Origin of the sequence: Micromonospora peucetia, from assembly GCF_900091625.1 — a bacterium.
GTDB lineage: Bacteria > Actinomycetota > Actinomycetes > Mycobacteriales > Micromonosporaceae > Micromonospora > Micromonospora peucetia.
In genome coordinates this window covers 6,748,263-6,765,463 of the sequence record NZ_FMIC01000002.1, presented here as the reverse complement: position 1 = coordinate 6,765,463, position 17,201 = coordinate 6,748,263, and the positions used below count along the sequence as shown (strand labels likewise).

Genomic DNA, 17,201 nt, shown 5'->3' with positions numbered 1-17,201 from the left:
GTGACGACCCCGGCACCCCTCGCCGGCGCCGGCCGTGTCGCCGGAGCGGCCGCGCTCATCGCCGTCCTCACCGTGGTCAGCCGGCTCGCCGGCTTCGGCCGCACCGCCGTCTTCACCTGGACGCTCGCGCCGACCGACCTCGGCGGCACCTACGTGGTCGCGAACGCGGTGCCGAACTTCATCTTCGAGATCGTCGCCGGTGGCGCGCTGGCGAGCCTGGTCGTACCGCTGCTGGCCGGTCCCGTAGCGGCGGGTGACCGGGCGGCGGTGGCCCGCACCACGGGCGCGCTGCTCACCTGGACGGTGAGCCTCCTGGTGCCCCTCGCCGTGCTGGTGGCCCTGCTCGCCGGGCCGGCGGTCGCGCTGCTGGGCGACGGACTGACCGCCGCCCAGCAGGACAGCGGCGAGCGGATGTTGCGGATCTTCGCTCCGCAACTACCGCTGTACGGGGTGGGCATCGTCCTCACCGGGGTGCTCCAGGCACACCGGCGGTTCGCCTGGCCGGTCCTCGCGCCGCTGCTGTCCAGCCTCACCGTCATCGTGGTCTACCTGGTCTTCACCGCGGTCGAGGGGCCGCTGGCCACGGTCGCGGACGTGAGCGTCGGCGGGGAACTGCTGCTCTCCGTCGGCACCACGCTGGGCGTGGTCGTGCTCTCCCTGTCGCTGCTGGTTCCGGTCCGCCGGCTGCGGCTGAGGGCACGGCCGGGGTTCGGGTTCCCCGCCGACGCCCGCGCCCGCGTGGGTGGGCTGGTGGTGGCCGGCGCGGTGACCGTCACCGCCCAGCAGGTCGCCCTGATGGTGAGCCTCAACCAGGTCACCTACGGCGCCGCAGACAGCCCGGGCGTCTACAACCTGGCCCAGACCGTCTACCTGCTGCCGTGGGCAGTGCTGGCGGTGCCGCTGGCCGTCGCCGCGTACCCGACGCTGGCGGCGGCCCACGCCGCCGGCGACGAGGACGGCTACCGGAGCACCCTGGCGCCGGCCGTGCGCGGCGTGCTGCTGTTCAGCTGCCTGGGCGCCGCCGCGCTGGCCGGGACCGCCATCCCCGTCGGTCACCTCTTCTTCGCGCCGTCCGCGGCGGACGCGGCTGCCGGGGCGATCGCCGGGTTCGCGCCGGGCCTGCTCGGATACGGGCTCTACGCGCTACTGAGCCGGGCCCTCTACGCCCGGGGCGAGACCCGGGTGGCCACCGTCGCCACCGCCGTCGGGTTCCTGGCGGTGCCGGCCACCGCCCTCGTCCTGGGCGCTCTGCTCCCGCTGCGGGACCGGGTGCTCGCGGTGGGCCTGGCCAACTCGGTCGGGATGGTGCTGCTCGGCGGGCTGCTGCTCGTCGCCGTACGGCGCGCGGCCGGGCGTTCCGCGCTCGCCGGCGCGGCCCGGGCTGGCGCCGCCGGACTGCTCGCCGGCGCCCTGGCCGCGCTCGCCGGAACGGCTGTCGCCCGTTTGCTGGACACGGCTGCCGGCGGCACCCCGACGACACTCGGCGCACTCGTGCAGGGCATGCTGTCCGGAGTCTTGGTCGGCGTCGTGTTCCTCGCCGTCGTCTGGCTGGTCGACCGGCGGGACGTGACGCCGCTGCTCGCCGGGGTGCTCCGGCGGCTGGGCAGGGTGGGCCGGCGTGGGCCGGCGGCCTCCGCCGACGCGACGGGCGAGGGTGACATCCCCCCGGAACGGGGTGGCGGGAAGGAGACGGTGTCCCGGTGAGCGGGTGCAGGACGGGTGACCGGCCGACGGCGACCGGCGAGCGGGGGTGGTCGCGGTGACGCAACCGACACCGGTTCCCGACTGGCACGGCACGGTGGCCCTGCTGCTCGCCTCGAGCACCGGCGGCGTCGGGCAGCACGTCCGGTCGCTGGCCGAGGGCCTGACCGCCGCGGGCGCCTCCGTGCTGGTCTGCGGGCCCGCCGCGACACAGGAACAGTTCGACTTCACCGGCGTGGGCGCCCGCTTCGTGCCGGTGGAGATCCCGGCCAGCCCGACCCCGGCCGACGCCCGCGCGGTCACCGCGCTGCGCCGGGCGCTCGCCGCCGAACCGGTCGACGTGCTGCACGCCCACGGTCTGCGCGCCGGGCTGGTCGCCGTGCTCGCCCGCCCGGCGGCCCCGCTCGTGGTCACCTGGCACAACGCGGTACTCGCGGGCGGCCTGCGCGGCAGCGTGTCCCGTCTCGTCGAGCGGGTCGTCGCCCGGAGTGCCCGGGTGGCGCTCGGCGCCTCCGCCGACCTGGTCGAGCGGGCCGCCGCACTGGGCGCGACGGATGCCCGCCTCGCCCCGGTCGCGGCGCCGGCACTGCCCGCGCCGCGCCGCCGCCGCGTCGCCGTCCGCGCCGAGTTCGGCGTCGGGCCGGACCAGCCGCTGATCCTGTCCGTCGGCCGGCTGCACCCGCAGAAGCGGTACGACGTGCTGATCGACGCGGCCGCCCGGTGGCGTACCCGGACACCGGCACCGGTCGTGGTGATCGCCGGCAGCGGCCCCGCCTACCTGCCGCTGGCGGCCCGGATCTCCGCCGCCCGGGCCCCGGTGACCCTGCTCGGGCACCGCACCGACGTGGCGGACCTGCTCGCCGGAGCCGACCTGGCGGTGGTGACGAGCGACTGGGAGGCCCGTCAGCTCTTCGCGCAGGAGGCGATGCGGGCCGGCGTACCACTGGTGACGACCGCGGTCGGCGGCCTGCCGGAGCTGGTCGGCGACGCCGCGGTGCTGGTGCCGCCGGGGGACGTGGAGGCAGTCGACGCGGCCGTGCGCGCCCTGCTCGACGACGAGGCCGGGCGGAGCGGGCTGGGGCGGCGCGGTGCCGAGCGGGCCGCCACCTGGCCCACCGAGGCGGACACTCTCGCCCAACTGGCGGCGCTCTACGCCGAGCTGGCCCCGGACGGCGCCGGACCGGCCGCTCCCGGCGCCGACGCCCCGTCGACGGGACGCCGGTGATGCGGCGCAGAATCGCCCCGATCCTGCTGACCCTGGTCGTGGTGGTGCTGGGCATCACCGCGCTGGCCGCCCGTCCCGAACGGGAGGCGCCGCCCGAGCGTACCGCTGACTTCGTGGTGCTGGTCGGGGTGGCCGGGCTGCGCTGGGAGGACGTCGACCCGCAGACCACGCCGACGTTGTGGCGGATGGCCCAGGATGGCTCGATCGGCTCCCTGTCGGTCCGTTCCGCGCACCGGCCGACCTGCCCGGTGGACGGCTGGCTGACCCTCGGCGCCGGCAGCTACGCCGCCTGGAACGGCAGCCGGCAGGCCGGGGCCTGTCCGCCGGCCCAGGTTACGGTGGAGCAGCCCGACGGCATCGGCGCGAACCTGCCCGACCAGGAGAGCGTCGTCCTGCACAACCAGGAGCGGCTGCCCTGGGGCACGGTGCCCGGCGCGCTGGCGGAGTCGGTGCGCTGCTCGGTGGCGGTCGGGCCCGGTGCGGCCGTGGCCGCCGCCCGGCCGTTCGGCCGCGTCGACCGGTACGCGCCGGCGCTCCCCGCGGACCCGGCCAAGCTGCTCGGCTCCTGCGTGCTGAGCATCGTCGACCTCGGCACGGTGGCCGGCGAGGACCCGGCGGCCCGGGCCGCGCACGCGCGCGAGGCGGACACCCGCCTGGCCCGGGTGCTGGCCGCCCGGCCGCCCCGATCGCTGGTGCTCGTCGCCGGGGTGTCCGACACCGACTCCCCGTCCCGGCTGCACGTCGCCGTGGCCGACGGGCCGGGCTGGGAACGCGGGTGGCTCACCTCGACCAGCACCGGTCGGGAGGGCTACCTGCAACTGGTCGACCTCGCGCCGACCGCGCTCACCGCGCTGGGCCGGCCGATGCCGGAGCGGCTCTTCCTCGGCCGGCCGGCCGAGTCGGTCGGCGGCCGGCCGGCGGACCTCGCCGCCGCGATCGCCGAGCCCGCGGACGCCGACCAGGAGGCGGCCGCCCAGCGCCGGGTGGCCGACTGGTTCTTCACTCTGCTGGCCGGCGCCCAGGTGCTGCTGGCCGTTGCGGTGCTGCCGCTGCTGCGCCGGGCCCGCCGGCACGCCGGCCCGTACGGCCCGGAGCCGGTGTCGCGGCGGGTGGTGGCGGTCGTGGAGTTGCTGCTCGTCGCGGCGGCCCTCGCCGTACCGGCCGCCCTGCTCGCCGATGTCGTGCCCTGGTGGCGGGGGGAGCACGCCGGCGTGTACTTCGCCGGGGTGACCGTGCTGCTGCTGGCCGCCGCCACCGCGGTGGTCCGGCTCACGCCGGGATACGCGAGCACCCTCGGCCCGCTCGGCGCGGTGGCCGGCCTGACCACGCTGACCGTGGGAATGGACGTGCTCACCGGCGCCCGCCTCCAGCTCAACGGGGTGGTCGGCTACTCCGCCCTGGAAGGCGGCCGGTACGCCGGGCTGGGCACCGTCGGGCTCGGGGTGTTCCTGGCCGGCGCGCTGCTGAGCGCGGGGTGGCTGGCCCAGCGGGTCCGCCGGTCCTGGCGGCCACCCGTGATGGTGGCCGTCGGTGGCGCCGCCGTGCTGGTCGTCGGCAGTCCGTACCTGGGAGCCGATCCGATCGGCGCGATCGCCCTGACCGCCGGGCTGAGCGTCGCCGCGGCGATCAGTGCCGGTGGCTGGCTGACGGTCAGCCGGCTGGCCTGGGCGGCCATGGCGGGGCTCGCGTTGACCATCGGCTTCGCGGTGCTCGACGTGCGTCGGCCTGCCGCCGAGCGGGGCAGCCTCGGCCGGTTCCTGGCCGCCGTCGGCGACGGCACCGGCGGGCTCACCGTGCACCGTTCCAGCACGGCGAACTTCGAGACCCTGGTCAACAGCCCGCTGACCGTGCTGGCCCTGGCCGGCGCGCTGCTGGTCTGGTTTGCCCTGCTCCAGCCATGGGGCGGGCTGAAGCGGCTGTTCGGCATCTACCCGGCGATGCGGGCGGCGATGGCCGGCACCGCCGTCGCCGCAGTGATCGGCGGGGTGCTGGCCGGCGACGCCCTGGACGTCGCCGGTGCGGCAGCCGCCCTGGTGGTGCCGATGGCGGCGCTGGCCGCGCTGCGGGTGCTCGACCACTCCACGGACCGCACGCTGCCCGACGCGGGCCGTCAGCGCGACGAGGGGCCCGGCGGGTCGGGCGGCGGGTCGGACGGCGACACCGGCGGGGGACCGGACGGCGACGGACCGGACCGGCCGGCACCGGCCGGCGCGGGGGAGGACGTCGCCCGTACGCCGAACCCGGGTGCGCAGCCGTCCGCCGCGCCGGCGCCCCCGGCCCCGCGCGCCCCGGGGACGGGCCGCGGGGCGGACGGGCCGACGGCCGGGACCGACGCCGGGGAGCGCGCGCCGGCCGGCCGGTCATCGACCGAGGTCACAGCCTCCTGATTCGGGGCGGGACACCCCGCCGTCCGGTCCGGGTGCGCCCGGCGGAGGGGGTGGGTGAGGTGTTAGCGTGGAATCCCGTGGATCGCGTGATCACTTTGCTGATCGTCACGGCGGTCTGCACGACCGCGACGGACGACACGGGAGCAGGCCTTGGCCCCATCAGCACGGACGACCAGGCACATTTTCGTCACCGGGGGAGTCGCCTCCTCGCTGGGTAAGGGCCTCACCGCCTCCAGCCTCGGCAACCTGCTCACCGCGCGCGGACTGCGCGTGGTGATGCAGAAGCTCGACCCCTACCTCAACGTCGACCCGGGGACGATGAACCCGTTCCAGCACGGCGAGGTCTTCGTGACCGAGGACGGCGCCGAGACGGATCTCGACGTCGGGCACTACGAGCGGTTCCTGGACCGGGCGCTCTCCGGCAAGGCGAACGTCACCACCGGCCAGATCTACTCGGACGTGATCGCCAAGGAGCGGCGCGGCGAGTACCTGGGCGACACGGTCCAGGTCATCCCGCACATCACCAACGAGATCAAGTCACGGGTCCTGGCGATGGCCGACCCGGACGACGACGGCCAGGTGCCGGACGTGGTGATCACCGAGGTCGGCGGCACCGTCGGCGACATCGAGTCGCTGCCGTTCCTGGAGGCGATCCGCCAGGTCCGTCACGACCTTGGCCGGGACAACTGCTTCTACCTGCACGTCTCGCTGGTGCCGTACCTGGCGCCGTCGGGCGAGCTGAAGACGAAGCCGACCCAGCACTCGGTGGCGCAGCTGCGCAACATCGGCATCCAGCCGGACGCGATCGTGCTGCGCTGCGACCGGGAGATCCCGGAGAAGCTCAAGGAGAAGCTCTCGCTCTACTGCGACGTGGACCGGGAGGCGGTCGTCGCCGCCCCGGACGCGCCGAGCATCTACAACATCCCGAAGGTGCTGCACCGGGAGGGCCTCGACGCGTACGTGGTGCGCCGGCTCGGCCTCTCCTTCCGCGACGTCGACTGGGCCAGCTGGGACGACCTGCTGGACCGGGTGCACCAGCCCCGGCACACCGTCACCGTCGCCGTGGTCGGCAAGTACGTCGACCTGCCCGACGCGTACCTGTCGGTGAGCGAGGCGATCCGGGCCGCCGGCTTCGGCCACCGGGCCCGGGTGCAGCTGCGCTGGGTGCCCAGCGACGAGTGCGTCACCCCGGCCGGCGCGGCAGCCGCCCTGGCCGGCGTGGACGGCATCGTGATCCCGGGTGGCTTCGGGGTGCGCGGCATCGAGGGCAAGATCGGCACCGCCCGGTACGCCCGGGAGAACGGCATCCCGCTGCTCGGCCTCTGCCTCGGCCTACAGTGCATGACCATCGAGGTGGCCCGGCACCTGGCCGGTCTGGAGGGCGCCAACTCGCTGGAGTTCGACGAGGAGGCCGCGCACCCGGTCATCGCCACCATGGCCGACCAGGAGGACATCGTCGCCGGCAGGGGCGACCTGGGCGGCACCATGCGGCTGGGCGCGTACCCGGCGGCACTCACCGAGGGCTCGCTGGTCGCCGAGGCGTACGGCAGTACCGAGGTCAGCGAGCGGCACCGGCACCGGTACGAGGTGAACAACGCCTACCGCGACGCGCTGACCAAGGCGGGCCTGCACATCTCCGGCACCTCGCCGGACGGGCGGCTGGTCGAGTTCGTCGAGTTGGACCGCAGCCTGCACCCGTTCTTCGTCGCCACCCAGGCGCACCCGGAGCTGAAGAGCCGGCCGACCCGGCCGCACCCGCTGTTCGCCTCCTTCGTGAAGGCGGCGGTGGCCTACTCGGAAGCCGACCAGCTCCCGGTCGACCTGGACGCGGTCGAGACCGCGGCGGCGAAGAAGGCCGCCCGCAACGGCGGCGCCGCCGCGAAGGCGGCGTCGGCCTCGTGAGCGGGCGAACCATCGGGCAGCGCGGCGGGGCGCCTCGCGACGCCGGCACGCGGAGTGGAGGGGCGTCGTGAGCGCCGTCGAGCACCGCTACGAGGTGCGGTCGCGCACCGAGCGCTACCGGGGCCCGGTCTTCGACGTGGTCAGCGAGGAGGTGACCATGCCGGGCGGCGGGACGGGGGTCCGTGACTTCGTCCGGCACGTCGGCGCGGTCGCCGTGGTGGCGCTCGACGCGGCCGGTCAGGTGGTGCTGATCCGCCAGTACCGGCATCCGGTCGGGCGGCATCTGTGGGAGCTGCCCGCCGGGCTGACCGACGTCTCCGGCGAGGACCTGGCCGCCGCCGCCGTGCGGGAGCTGGGTGAGGAGGTCGACCTGACCGCCGGGCGGCTCGACGTCCTGGTGGACCTGCACAGCTCGCCGGGCTTCACCAACGAGCTGGTCCGGGTGTTCCTGGCCCGGGACCTGGCGGACGTGCCGGCGGAGCGGCGGCACGAGCGGCGCGAGGAGGAGGCCGACCTCCAGGTGGTCCGGGTCGACCTGGACGAGGCGGTCGGCATGGTCCTCGCGGGCGAGATCACCAACGCCTCCTGCGTGGCCGGGCTGCTCGCCGCCGCCCGGGCCCGCGACACCGGCTGGTCGGCGCTGCGCCGGGCCGACGCGCCGCTGCCGCGCTGAGCGAGCCGTCGGCGAGCCACCGGGCCATCCTCCGGCGGCCCGCCGACGGGGGTACGACGGAAGGGGCCGTGCGGTTCGCCGCACGGCCCCTTGGTCATCGGTTGTCGGTATCAGTCGCGCAGCGGGCGTCCCTGCGCGTCGGTGCCGCCGTTGACCAGGATCAGGATGCCGTCGATGAGGCCCCAGAGCCCGCCGGCGCCGCAGGTCACCAGGCTCACCACGAGCTGCAGGACACCGAGCTTGGTGTGACCTGTGTAGAACCGGCCGGCACCGAAGGTGCCGAGCAGGATGCCGAGGAGACCCGCAACGATCTTGCTCTTGTCGGAGACGCCCGACGGGTATCCGGGCTGGTAAGGAGGAGTGGTCATGAGGCGACACCCTAGTGATCCACCGGCCTCCTGTCCGCAGCGGCACCCGAAGAGTGGGACGATAATGGATGAACACTGTCCTGACGGCTGAGGTGACGTCCCTCCGGCGGCCCTGGTTGACACCTGACACATCGTCAGCGTGCACGGGCACCGGATGTCACTGTGCTGCCTCAACGGGGGCGGCGGCGCGCCTAGACTGCCGCCGGCGGGACCGGTGGACCGCGGCGGCAAAGGGGCCGCCGTGGCGCCGCGCAGTCGGGGGAGCGCAGCCCCGAAGAGAGGTGTCTGCATCGTGAAGGTCGGAATCCCCCGCGAGGTCAAGAACCACGAGTACCGCGTGGCGATCACGCCGGCGGGCGTCAACGAGTTCGTCCGCGGTGGTCATCAGGTCTTCGTCGAGTCCGGCGCCGGGGTCGGGTCCAGCATCAGCGACGACGAGTTCGCCGCCGCCGGGGCCAAGATCCTGGCCACCGCCGACGAGGTGTGGGAAACCGCCGAGCTGGTGCTCAAGGTCAAGGAGCCGATCGCCGAGGAGTACCACCGCATGCGCGAGGGGCAGGTGCTCTTCACCTACCTGCACCTGGCCGCCTCGAAGGTGTGCACCGACGCGCTGGTCGACCGCAAGGTCACCGGCATCGCGTACGAGACCGTCGAGCTGCCCGACCGGTCGCTGCCGCTGCTCGCCCCGATGTCCGAGGTGGCCGGTCGGCTCGCCCCGCAGGTGGGCGCCTACCACCTCCAGCGGCAGGGCGGCGGGCGCGGCATCCTGATGGGCGGCGTCTCCGGTGTGTACGCCGCGAAGACGGTGGTCATCGGCGCCGGTGTCTCCGGCATGAACGCCGCCGCGATCGCGCTCGGCCTGCAGGCCGAGGTGCTGCTGCTGGACAAGAACGTGGCCCGGTTGCGCCAGGCCGACGCCATCTACCGCGGCCACCTGCAGACGGTGGCCTCCAACGCGTACGAGATCGAGCGGGCCGTGCTGGACGCGGACCTGGTCATCGGCGCGGTGCTGGTGCCCGGCGCGAAGGCCCCGACCCTGATCTCCAACGAGATGGTCTCCCGGATGAAGCCGGGCAGCGTGCTGGTCGACATCTCCATCGACCAGGGCGGCTGCTTCGAGGACTCACGTCCCACCACGCACGCCGAGCCGACCTACCAGGTGCACGAATCGATCTTCTACTGCGTGGCGAACATGCCGGGCGCGGTGCCGCACACCAGCACCTACGCGCTGACCAACGTCACCCTGCCGTACGCGCTGGAGCTGGCCAACCACGGCTGGCGCGAGGCGCTGCGTCGCGACCCGGCGCTGGCACTGGGCCTCAACACCCACGACGGCCAGGTCACCTACGGCCCGGTCGGCGAGGCGCACGGCATGGCGACCCTCGCGCTGGCCGACGCGCTGGCCTGAGGGGTGGCGGGCTGACCGGCACACCGGACGGAGCCGGCGCGGGCGCGGAGCCCGCGCCGGCCCTGCGCCGTGCCGTGCGCGGCTACCTCGACCACCTCACCGTCGAACGGGGACTGTCGGCGAACACGCTGTCGTCGTACCGGCGGGATCTGGAGCGCTACCTGGACACTCTGGCGGCGGCCGGTGTGCCGGAGTTGGCCGCCGTCGGCCCCGGGCAGGTCGAGGCGCACCTGGCCCGGCTGCGCGCCGGCGACGACGAGCACCCGCCGCTCGCGGTCTCCTCCGCCGCGCGGGCCGCCAGCGCGGTACGCGGGCTGCACCGGTTCGCGCTGCGCGAGGGGCTGACCGGCGCCGACCCGAGCCGGGACGTCCGCCCACCCACCCCGCCGCGCAGGCTGCCCCGCGCACTGCCGGTCGACGCCGTGGTGCGGCTGCTGGAGACCGCCGGCGCGGTGACCGCTGCCGGCGAGGGTGCGTCGCTCGCGCTGCGTGACCGGGCGCTGTTGGAGTTTCTGTACGGCACCGGGGCGCGGATCTCCGAGGCGGTCGGTGCCGCAGTGGACGACCTGGACGTCGACGAGGGTGCCGTGCTGCTGCGCGGCAAGGGGGGCCGCAACCGGCTGGTCCCGATCGGCGGGTACGCGATCGAGGCGGTGCGGGCCTGGCTGGTCCGGGCCCGGCCCGGGCTGGCCGCCGCCGGCCGGGGCACCCCGGCGGTCTTCCTCAACGCCCGCGGCGGTGCGCTGTCCCGGCAGGGCGCCTGGACCATCCTGCGTCGCGCCGCCCAGCGGGCCGGGCTGCCGGTGGACGGGCCGGAGGCGGTCTCCCCGCACACCCTGCGTCACTCCTACGCCACCCACCTGCTCGACGGCGGCGCGGACGTGCGGGTGGTGCAGGAACTGCTGGGCCACGCCTCGGTGACCACCACCCAGGTCTACACCCTGGTGACGGTCGAGCGGCTGCGTGAGGTGTACGCCACCGCCCACCCCCGGGCACGCGGCTGAGCGCGGGCCGGACCGCCGGGGTGGCCGCCGGCGGCGGAGTCGGTGCCCGGGGTGGTCCGCCGTGGACGTCACCGGCGGCTGGCCTGCTCGGCGGGGGCGGCGACACGCCGAGCGGGTGCGACCGGGCCGCCGGCCGGTGGCGTACAGTCGGCATCGGCGCGGACCTCCTGGGGCGATGGTGATGCAGACCGGGGTGCGCAGCGGCGCCGCGAGGGACGTCGGACGGCTCCGACGCCGGGTGGTCGTCGGGAGGGGGCAACGAGCACATGGCGGGCAATGGTGACCGTGCCGAGACCTGGACGACGGAACTCCGCGAGCAGCAGGCCACGCTCGGGGCGGGTCTCGGTCCGGCGGATCCAGCGGCATACACGATGCGTAAGCCGATTCCCGAGCCGATGCCGACCGACCGGCACGGCCCGGCGCGGATCATCGCGATGGCCAACCAGAAGGGTGGCGTGGGCAAGACCACCACGACCATCAACCTGGGCGCCGCGCTGGCCGAGTACGGCCGCAAGGTGCTGCTGGTCGACTTCGACCCGCAGGGCGCCCTCTCGGTCGGGCTGGGGGTCAACCCGCACAACCTCGACCTGTCGGTCTACAACCTGCTCATGCAGGACGACGTCACCGCCGAGGACGTCCTGATCAAGACCGACGTGGCGGGGCTGCACCTGCTGCCGGCCAACATCGACCTCTCCGCGGCCGAGATCCAGCTGGTCAACGAGGTCGCCCGGGAGATGGCCCTGGCCCGCGTGCTCCGGTCGGTCCGAAAGGAATACGACTACATCCTGATCGACTGCCAGCCCTCGCTGGGCCTGCTGGCGATCAACGCGCTGACCGTGGCGCACGGCGTGCTCATCCCGCTGGAGTGCGAGTTCTTCAGCCTGCGCGGTGTGGCCCTGTTGTTGGACACGATCGACAAGGTGCGCGAGCGGCTCAACTTCGACCTGGAGCTCGAGGGCATCCTCGCCACCATGTACGACAGCCGCACCACCCACTGCCGTCAGGTGCTCCAGCGGGTGGTGGAGGCGTTCGGCGACAAGGTCTACCAGACGGTGATCACCAAGACCGTCAAGTTCCCCGAGTCCACGGTCGCCGGTGCCCCGATCACCACGCTCGACCCGGCCTCGTCGGGCGCCCGCAACTACCGCCAGCTGGCCCGCGAGGTGATCGCCGCCCAGGCCGAGCGGTAGGCCGGGATGCACCTTCGCGCCGTGCCGGGCGGGACGTGGACTACGGTCTTCCGGTGACCGCGCCACCCCTCGACCCTCCGACGACGCCGGAGCAGCCGCCCGTGCGGGCCGCCGAGGCCGCCGCCGAGGTGCCGACAGACCCGGCGGGTGTGCCCGGGGCGACGGGAAGCGGCGGGTTCACCGTCCGGCTGGCGAACTTCACCGGCCCGTTCGACCTGCTGCTCCAACTGATCGGCAAACACAAGCTCGACGTCACCGAGGTGGCGCTGCACCGGGTCACCGACGAGTTCATCGCGTACATCCGCGCGATGGGCGACCAGTGGGACCTGGACGAGGCCAGCGAGTTCCTGCTCATCGCCGCGACCCTGCTCGACCTGAAGGCGGCCCGGTTGCTGCCCGCCGCCGAGGTCGAGGACGAGGAGGACCTCGCCCTGTTGGAGGCGCGGGACCTGCTCTTCGCCCGGCTGTTGCAGTACAAGGCGTACAAGGAGGCGGCGGCGCACATCGCCGCGCTGGAGGAGGTCGGCGGCCGGCGCTACCCCCGGGCGGTGACCCTGGAGGCACGGTACGCCGACGCGCTGCCCGACCTGGTGCTCGGCATCGGCCCCGAGCGGCTGCTGAAGCTGGCGATCAGGGCGATGACGCCGAGGCCGGTGCCCGAGGTGTCCATCGCCCACGTGCACATGGTCCGGGTCAGTGTCCGGGAGCACGCGGCCATCCTCAGCGAGCGGCTGCGCCGGGCCGGCACGGCCACCTTCTCGCTGCTCTGCGCCGACTGTGAGGCCACCCTGGAGGTGGTGGCCCGGTTCCTGGCGCTGCTGGAGCTCTACCGGGAGGGCCTGGTCGCCTTCGTCCAGGAGCAGGCGCTGGAGGAGTTGACCGTACGCTGGACCGGTCCCGCCGACAGCGGCCCCGACCTGCACATCGACGAGTACGCGGGCACCCCGTCCGAGTCGGCCTCGCCCCCGTCGGAGCCGCCGGGCTCCGGCCCGCGCCCGGATCCGACGTCGGGTGCGGCGGCGGAGGACAGCGGTGCGGCGCCGGGTGTGGTGGCGGGCGAAAGCGGGGCGGCGACGACGGAGGAGCGAGCGGGATGAGCAGCGACGAACGTCGGGACTCCCTGGCCGACCAGGCCGCTGCCTGGGTACCACCCTGGCAGCGCCCCACGCCTCCCTCCGTCGCTCCCGACACCCCCGACACCGGCGATCTTGGTAGCTCCGAGCCCCTAGAGGGGCCAGAACCTACCAAGATCGCCGGAGACCCCGACATCGCACACGCGGCGGAGCTGGGCGCGGGCTTCGAGGGGGCCGGGGCCGCGTTCGAGGTGGAGGTGGGCTCGGGATTCGCGACAGTGACCGCGGGTCAGCCGGCGGGGCCGGAGGAGCCGACCGCGACCGCGGGTCAGTCGGAGGAGCCGGTAGGGCCGGAGAAGCCGACCGCGGCCTCGGGTCAGCCGAAGGAGCCGGCGGGGTCGGAGGAGCCGACCGAGACCGAGGGGCAGCCGGCGGAGCCAGCAGGCCAGGCGGGGGCAGCGGGGCCGGAGGGGGCCGAAGGGGAGCGCGGCGCTGGAGGCGTACCGGCGGGAAAGGGGCCGACGGGGGGCGTACCGGCGAAGGGGCCGACGGGGCGGCGGCGGGCGACGCCCGAGCCGGCGCCGGAGCTCGACGACGCCGAGCTGCGTGGGGCGTTGGAGGCGATCCTGCTGGTGGTGGACGAGCCGGTCAGCGAGCTGACGCTCGCCCAGGTGCTGGAGCAGTCCCCCGAGCGGATCGGGCCGATGCTGGACGAGATCGCCGCGGGCTACACGGCCGCCGGGCACGGCTTCGAGCTGCGCCGGGCGGCGGGTGGCTGGCGTCTCTACACCCGGCCGGAATACGCCACCTACGTGGAACGGTTCGTATTGGACGGGCAGTCGGTGCGACTGACCCAGGCCGCGCTGGAGACACTGGCCGTGGTCGCCTACAAGCAGCCCGTCACCCGGTCGCGGATCTCCGCCATCCGGGGTGTCAACTGCGACGGGGTGATCCGTACCCTGGTCTCCCGCGGGTTGGTCGAGGAGTGCGGCACCGAACCGGACAGCGGGGCGTTCCTCTACCGGACCACCACGATGTTCCTGGAGAAGCTCGGGCTGAACAGCGTCGACGACCTCCCGCCGCTGGCCCCGTTCCTTCCCGACGACGTAGAAGAGCTTGCCGATGCCACGCGATGACCGCACGCCCCGCCCCGACGCGCCCGCCTACGAGGGGGCTGAGCGCCTGCAGAAGGTGCTGGCCGCCGCCGGCGTGGGCTCCCGGCGCGCCTGCGAGGACCTGATCTTCCGCCGCCGGGTCACCGTCGACGGCCGGGTCGCCCACCTCGGCGACAAGGTCGACCCCGCCACCGCCGTGATCCACGTCGACGGCGAGCGCCTCGTCGCCGACACCCGACTGGTGTACCTGGCCATGAACAAGCCCCGTGGGGTGGTCTCCACGATGGCCGACGAGAAGGGGCGCACCGCACTCGCGGACTTCCTCGGCAACCGGGTGGAGCAGCGCGTCTACCACATCGGGCGGCTCGACGCGGACAGCGAGGGCCTGCTGCTGCTCAGCAACGACGGCACCCTCGCGCACAAGCTGATGCACCCGTCGTACGGGGTGCAGAAGACGTACCTGTGCGAGGTGTCCGGGCCGATCCCGCGTAACCTCGGCAAGAAGCTGATGGCCGGCGTGGAGCTGGAGGACGGCCCGGCGAAGGTCGACTCCTTCCGGGTGGTGGACACGCTGGGACGCAGCGCCCAGGTGGAGCTGAGCCTGCACGAGGGGCGCAAGCACATCGTCCGCCGGCTGCTCGGTGAGGTCGGCCACCCGGTGAGCCGGCTGGTGCGTACCGCGATCGGGCCGATCCGGCTGGGCGACCTGCGCGCGGGGCGGACGCGGCGGCTGACCAACGCGGAGGTCGCCGCCCTGTTCAAGGCCGTGGGTGACTGACCCCCGGGTTCGGGGTACGGCTGCCGGTAGGCTCCGTGGCGGCCCGGCGCCGGTGGCGCCTTCCGCGCGACGCCCGGGCATCATTGAGAGCGTTTGGACAACCGCTTGCGGGACGCGTTGGGCGTGTCGTGAGGTACGGGCTGAGGAGGACAACGGTGGAGGAAAACGAACGGGCCGGGCGATGTGTGGTCGCTGTGGACGGGCCGTCCGGTTCAGGTAAGTCCACCGTCTCCCGGCGGCTCGCCGTCGGCCTCGGTGCCCGCTATCTCGACACCGGCGCCATGTACCGGGCCATCACCTGGGCGGTGCTGCGCTCGGGGATCGACCTGGCCGACGCCGGCTCGGTGGCCAAGGTCGCCGGCGAGGTGGACCTGCGTATCGGCACCGACCCGAAGGGGTACGGCGTGACCGCCGACGGCGTGACCGTCGACGCGGAGATCCGCGGGCCGGAGGTGACCGGAGCGGTCTCCGCCGTGGCCGCCGTGCCGGCGGTGCGTGTGCTGCTGGTCACCCGGCAGCGCGAGATCATCGCCGATGCGGGCCGGATCGTGGTCGAGGGCCGCGACATCGGGTCCGTGGTGGCCCCGGACGCAGACCTGAAGGTCTACCTCACCGCCTCCGAGGCGGCCCGGGCCGCCCGGCGCAGCGCCGAGGACGCCACCGACGTGGCGACAACCGCGGCCGACCTGGCCCGGCGGGACCGGCTCGACTCGACCCGCAAGGCCCATCCGCTGGCCCAGGCCGCCGACGCCGTGGTGCTGGACACCACCGAGCTGGGCATCGACGAGGTCGTCGCGCGGCTGCGCGACCTGCTGACCGATCGGGGAGTGGCATGACCGACATCGACGGGTGGGTCGAGTTGCGGGAGCCGGACGCCGCCAACGAGGAGCCGACCGGTCCGCAGCCGGTCGTGGCTGTGGTCGGCCGCCCCAACGTGGGCAAGTCGACCCTGGTCAACCGGATCATCGGTCGCCGCCAGGCGGTCGTCGAGGACGTCCCCGGCGTCACCCGGGACCGCGTCCCGTACGACGCGCAGTGGGGCGGCCGGCAGTTCACCGTGGTGGACACCGGCGGATGGGAGCCCGACGCCAAGGATCGGGCGGCCGCGATCGCGGCGCAGGCCGAGACGGCGGTCGTCACCGCCGACGTGGTGCTGTTCGTGGTCGACGCGATGGTCGGCTCGACGGACGTGGACGAGGCGGCCGTACGGATGCTGCGCCGCAGCGCCAAGCCGGTCATCCTGGTCGCGAACAAGGCCGACAACACCGCCATCGAGATGGAGGCCACCTCGCTGTGGTCGCTGGGTCTGGGTGAGCCGTTCCCGGTGTCGGCGCTGCACGGGCGCGGTTCCGGTGACCTGCTCGACGCCATCATGAGCGCGATGCCGGAGGCCCCGAAGATCGTCGAGAACCGCCCGCGCGGCCCGCGCCGGGTGGCCCTCGTCGGCCGGCCGAACGTTGGCAAGTCCAGCCTGCTCAACCGCTTCTCGGGAGAGGAACGGGCGGTCGTCGACGCGGTCGCCGGCACCACAGTCGACCCGGTCGACAGCCTGGTCGCGATCGGCGGGGAGACCTGGCAGCTGGTCGACACGGCGGGCCTGCGCAAGCGGGTCGGCCAGGCCAGCGGCACCGAGTACTACGCCAGCCTGCGGACCGCCGGGGCGATCGAGGCCGCCGAGGTCGCCGTGGTGCTGCTGGACTCCAGCGAGCCGATCAGCGAGCAGGACCAGCGGATCCTGTCCATGGTCACCGAGACCGGTCGGGCGCTGGTGATCGCCTTCAACAAGTGGGACCTGGTCGACGCCGACCGTCGGTACTACCTGGACAAGGAGATCGATCGCGAGCTGCGGCGGATCCCGTGGGCGATCCGGCTCAACCTGTCGGCGCAGACCGGCCGGGCGGTCGACAAGCTCGCGCCGGCGCTGCGCAAGGCGCTGGCCAGCTGGGAGACCCGGGTGCCGACCGCGCAGCTCAACGCGTGGCTGACCGCGCTGGTGCAGGCCACCCCGCACCCGGTGCGTGGCGGACGGGCGCCGAAGATTCTCTTCGCCACCCAGGCGGGCGTTGCCCCGCCGCGCTTCGTGCTGTTCACCACCGCTCCGCTGGACGCGGGCTACCAGCGGTTCGTCGAGCGCAAGCTGCGCGAGGAGTTCGGCTTCGAGGGCAGCCCGATCGAGATCTCCGTACGCCCCCGCAAGAAGCTCGGCCCGGGCGGCCGGGGCAAGGCGCACGGCTGACCCGCTCGTTCAAAAAGCCGGGTGGGAGCGTGCTCCCACCCGGCTTTTTGCCGCCCCGCCAACTTCCCTATCCTCCTAGGACGCCGTAGGGGTAGTGGGATGGACGATGCGTTACCGGCCCCGGGAGGGGCAGTGCGGACG

The 17,201-nt window shown here is 74.2% G+C and carries 14 protein-coding genes; 13 read left to right on the top strand and 1 reads right to left on the bottom strand.

Annotation, left to right across the window (positions count from 1 at the left end; translation table 11 throughout):
• The 5 genes from murJ to GA0070608_RS29495 all read left to right on the top strand — a co-directional run bounded on the left by murJ (nucleotide 1) and on the right by GA0070608_RS29495 (nucleotide 7,888).
• On the top strand, nucleotides 1-1,704 hold the full coding sequence (gene murJ / locus GA0070608_RS29515; RefSeq protein WP_091632719.1) for a murein biosynthesis integral membrane protein MurJ: 1,704 nt from the start codon (nucleotides 1-3) through the stop codon (nucleotides 1,702-1,704).
• A gap of 55 nt (nucleotides 1,705-1,759) precedes the next feature.
• Nucleotides 1,760-2,926 (top strand): glycosyltransferase family 4 protein, encoded by a 1,167-nt coding sequence (locus GA0070608_RS29510; RefSeq protein ID WP_091636479.1) that lies wholly within the window; start codon nucleotides 1,760-1,762, stop codon nucleotides 2,924-2,926.
• On the top strand, nucleotides 2,926-5,313 hold the full coding sequence (locus GA0070608_RS29505; RefSeq protein ID WP_141719602.1) for a hypothetical protein: 2,388 nt from the start codon (nucleotides 2,926-2,928) through the stop codon (nucleotides 5,311-5,313). Before GA0070608_RS29510 ends, GA0070608_RS29505 begins: the two co-directional genes overlap by 1 nt.
• Nucleotides 5,314-5,463: 150 nt before the next feature.
• Nucleotides 5,464-7,215 (top strand): CTP synthase, encoded by a 1,752-nt coding sequence (locus GA0070608_RS29500; protein WP_091632716.1) that lies wholly within the window; start codon nucleotides 5,464-5,466, stop codon nucleotides 7,213-7,215.
• A 67-nt stretch (nucleotides 7,216-7,282) separates the two neighbouring features.
• Nucleotides 7,283-7,888 (top strand): NUDIX domain-containing protein, encoded by a 606-nt coding sequence (locus GA0070608_RS29495; protein ID WP_091632713.1) that lies wholly within the window; start codon nucleotides 7,283-7,285, stop codon nucleotides 7,886-7,888.
• 110 nt (nucleotides 7,889-7,998) lie between these two features.
• On the opposite strand, the gene GA0070608_RS29490 is transcribed toward GA0070608_RS29495, so the two are convergent.
• A complete protein-coding gene (locus GA0070608_RS29490) occupies nucleotides 7,999-8,388 on the bottom strand; it encodes a TM2 domain-containing protein (RefSeq protein WP_091636474.1) in 390 nt (129 codons plus the stop codon).
• Between the two features lie 160 nt (nucleotides 8,389-8,548).
• Here GA0070608_RS29490 and ald point away from each other — a divergent pair, with 160 nt between their 5' ends.
• From ald to der, 8 genes are all read left to right on the top strand, one after another.
• Entirely contained in the window at nucleotides 8,549-9,664 is a 1,116-nt protein-coding gene (gene ald / locus GA0070608_RS29485; protein ID WP_091632710.1) for an alanine dehydrogenase, read from the top strand.
• An 11-nt stretch (nucleotides 9,665-9,675) separates the two neighbouring features.
• Nucleotides 9,676-10,668, top strand: coding sequence for a site-specific tyrosine recombinase XerD (locus GA0070608_RS29480; protein WP_091636469.1), 993 nt, complete (start codon nucleotides 9,676-9,678; stop codon nucleotides 10,666-10,668).
• 266 nt (nucleotides 10,669-10,934) lie between these two features.
• Nucleotides 10,935-11,858, top strand: coding sequence for a ParA family protein (locus GA0070608_RS29475; RefSeq protein ID WP_091632707.1), 924 nt, complete (start codon nucleotides 10,935-10,937; stop codon nucleotides 11,856-11,858).
• Between the two features lie 53 nt (nucleotides 11,859-11,911).
• A complete protein-coding gene (locus GA0070608_RS29470; protein ID WP_091636467.1) occupies nucleotides 11,912-12,955 on the top strand; it encodes a segregation and condensation protein A in 1,044 nt (347 codons plus the stop codon).
• Between the two features lie 227 nt (nucleotides 12,956-13,182).
• The gene (scpB, locus tag GA0070608_RS29465; protein WP_411970796.1) at nucleotides 13,183-14,067 is read left to right on the top strand and encodes an SMC-Scp complex subunit ScpB; all 885 of its coding nucleotides are present in this window, start codon (nucleotides 13,183-13,185) and stop codon (nucleotides 14,065-14,067) included.
• Complete coding sequence (locus GA0070608_RS29460; RefSeq protein ID WP_091632700.1) at nucleotides 14,054-14,824, top strand: pseudouridine synthase; 771 nt, start codon at nucleotides 14,054-14,056, stop codon at nucleotides 14,822-14,824. The genes scpB and GA0070608_RS29460 overlap by 14 nt, the downstream gene beginning before the upstream one ends.
• Before the next feature lie 155 nt (nucleotides 14,825-14,979).
• On the top strand, nucleotides 14,980-15,660 hold the full coding sequence (cmk, locus tag GA0070608_RS29455) for a (d)CMP kinase (protein WP_091632696.1): 681 nt from the start codon (nucleotides 14,980-14,982) through the stop codon (nucleotides 15,658-15,660).
• Entirely contained in the window at nucleotides 15,657-17,060 is a 1,404-nt protein-coding gene (gene der / locus GA0070608_RS29450; protein ID WP_091632690.1) for a ribosome biogenesis GTPase Der, read from the top strand. The genes cmk and der overlap by 4 nt, the downstream gene beginning before the upstream one ends.
• Nucleotides 17,061-17,201: the final 141 nt, after the last annotated feature.

Coding starts and splice junctions, on each gene's coding strand:
- GA0070608_RS29505 (WP_141719602.1), top strand. CDS start 2,926: ATGCGGCGCAGAATCGCCCCGATCCTGCTGACCCTGGTCGTGGTGGTG.
- GA0070608_RS29490 (WP_091636474.1), bottom strand. CDS start 8,388: ATGTGTCAGGTGTCAACCAGGGCCGCCGGAGGGACGTCACCTCAGCCG.
- GA0070608_RS29475 (WP_091632707.1), top strand. CDS start 10,935: ATGGCGGGCAATGGTGACCGTGCCGAGACCTGGACGACGGAACTCCGC.
- GA0070608_RS29460 (WP_091632700.1), top strand. CDS start 14,054: ATGCCACGCGATGACCGCACGCCCCGCCCCGACGCGCCCGCCTACGAG.
- der (WP_091632690.1), top strand. CDS start 15,657: ATGACCGACATCGACGGGTGGGTCGAGTTGCGGGAGCCGGACGCCGCC.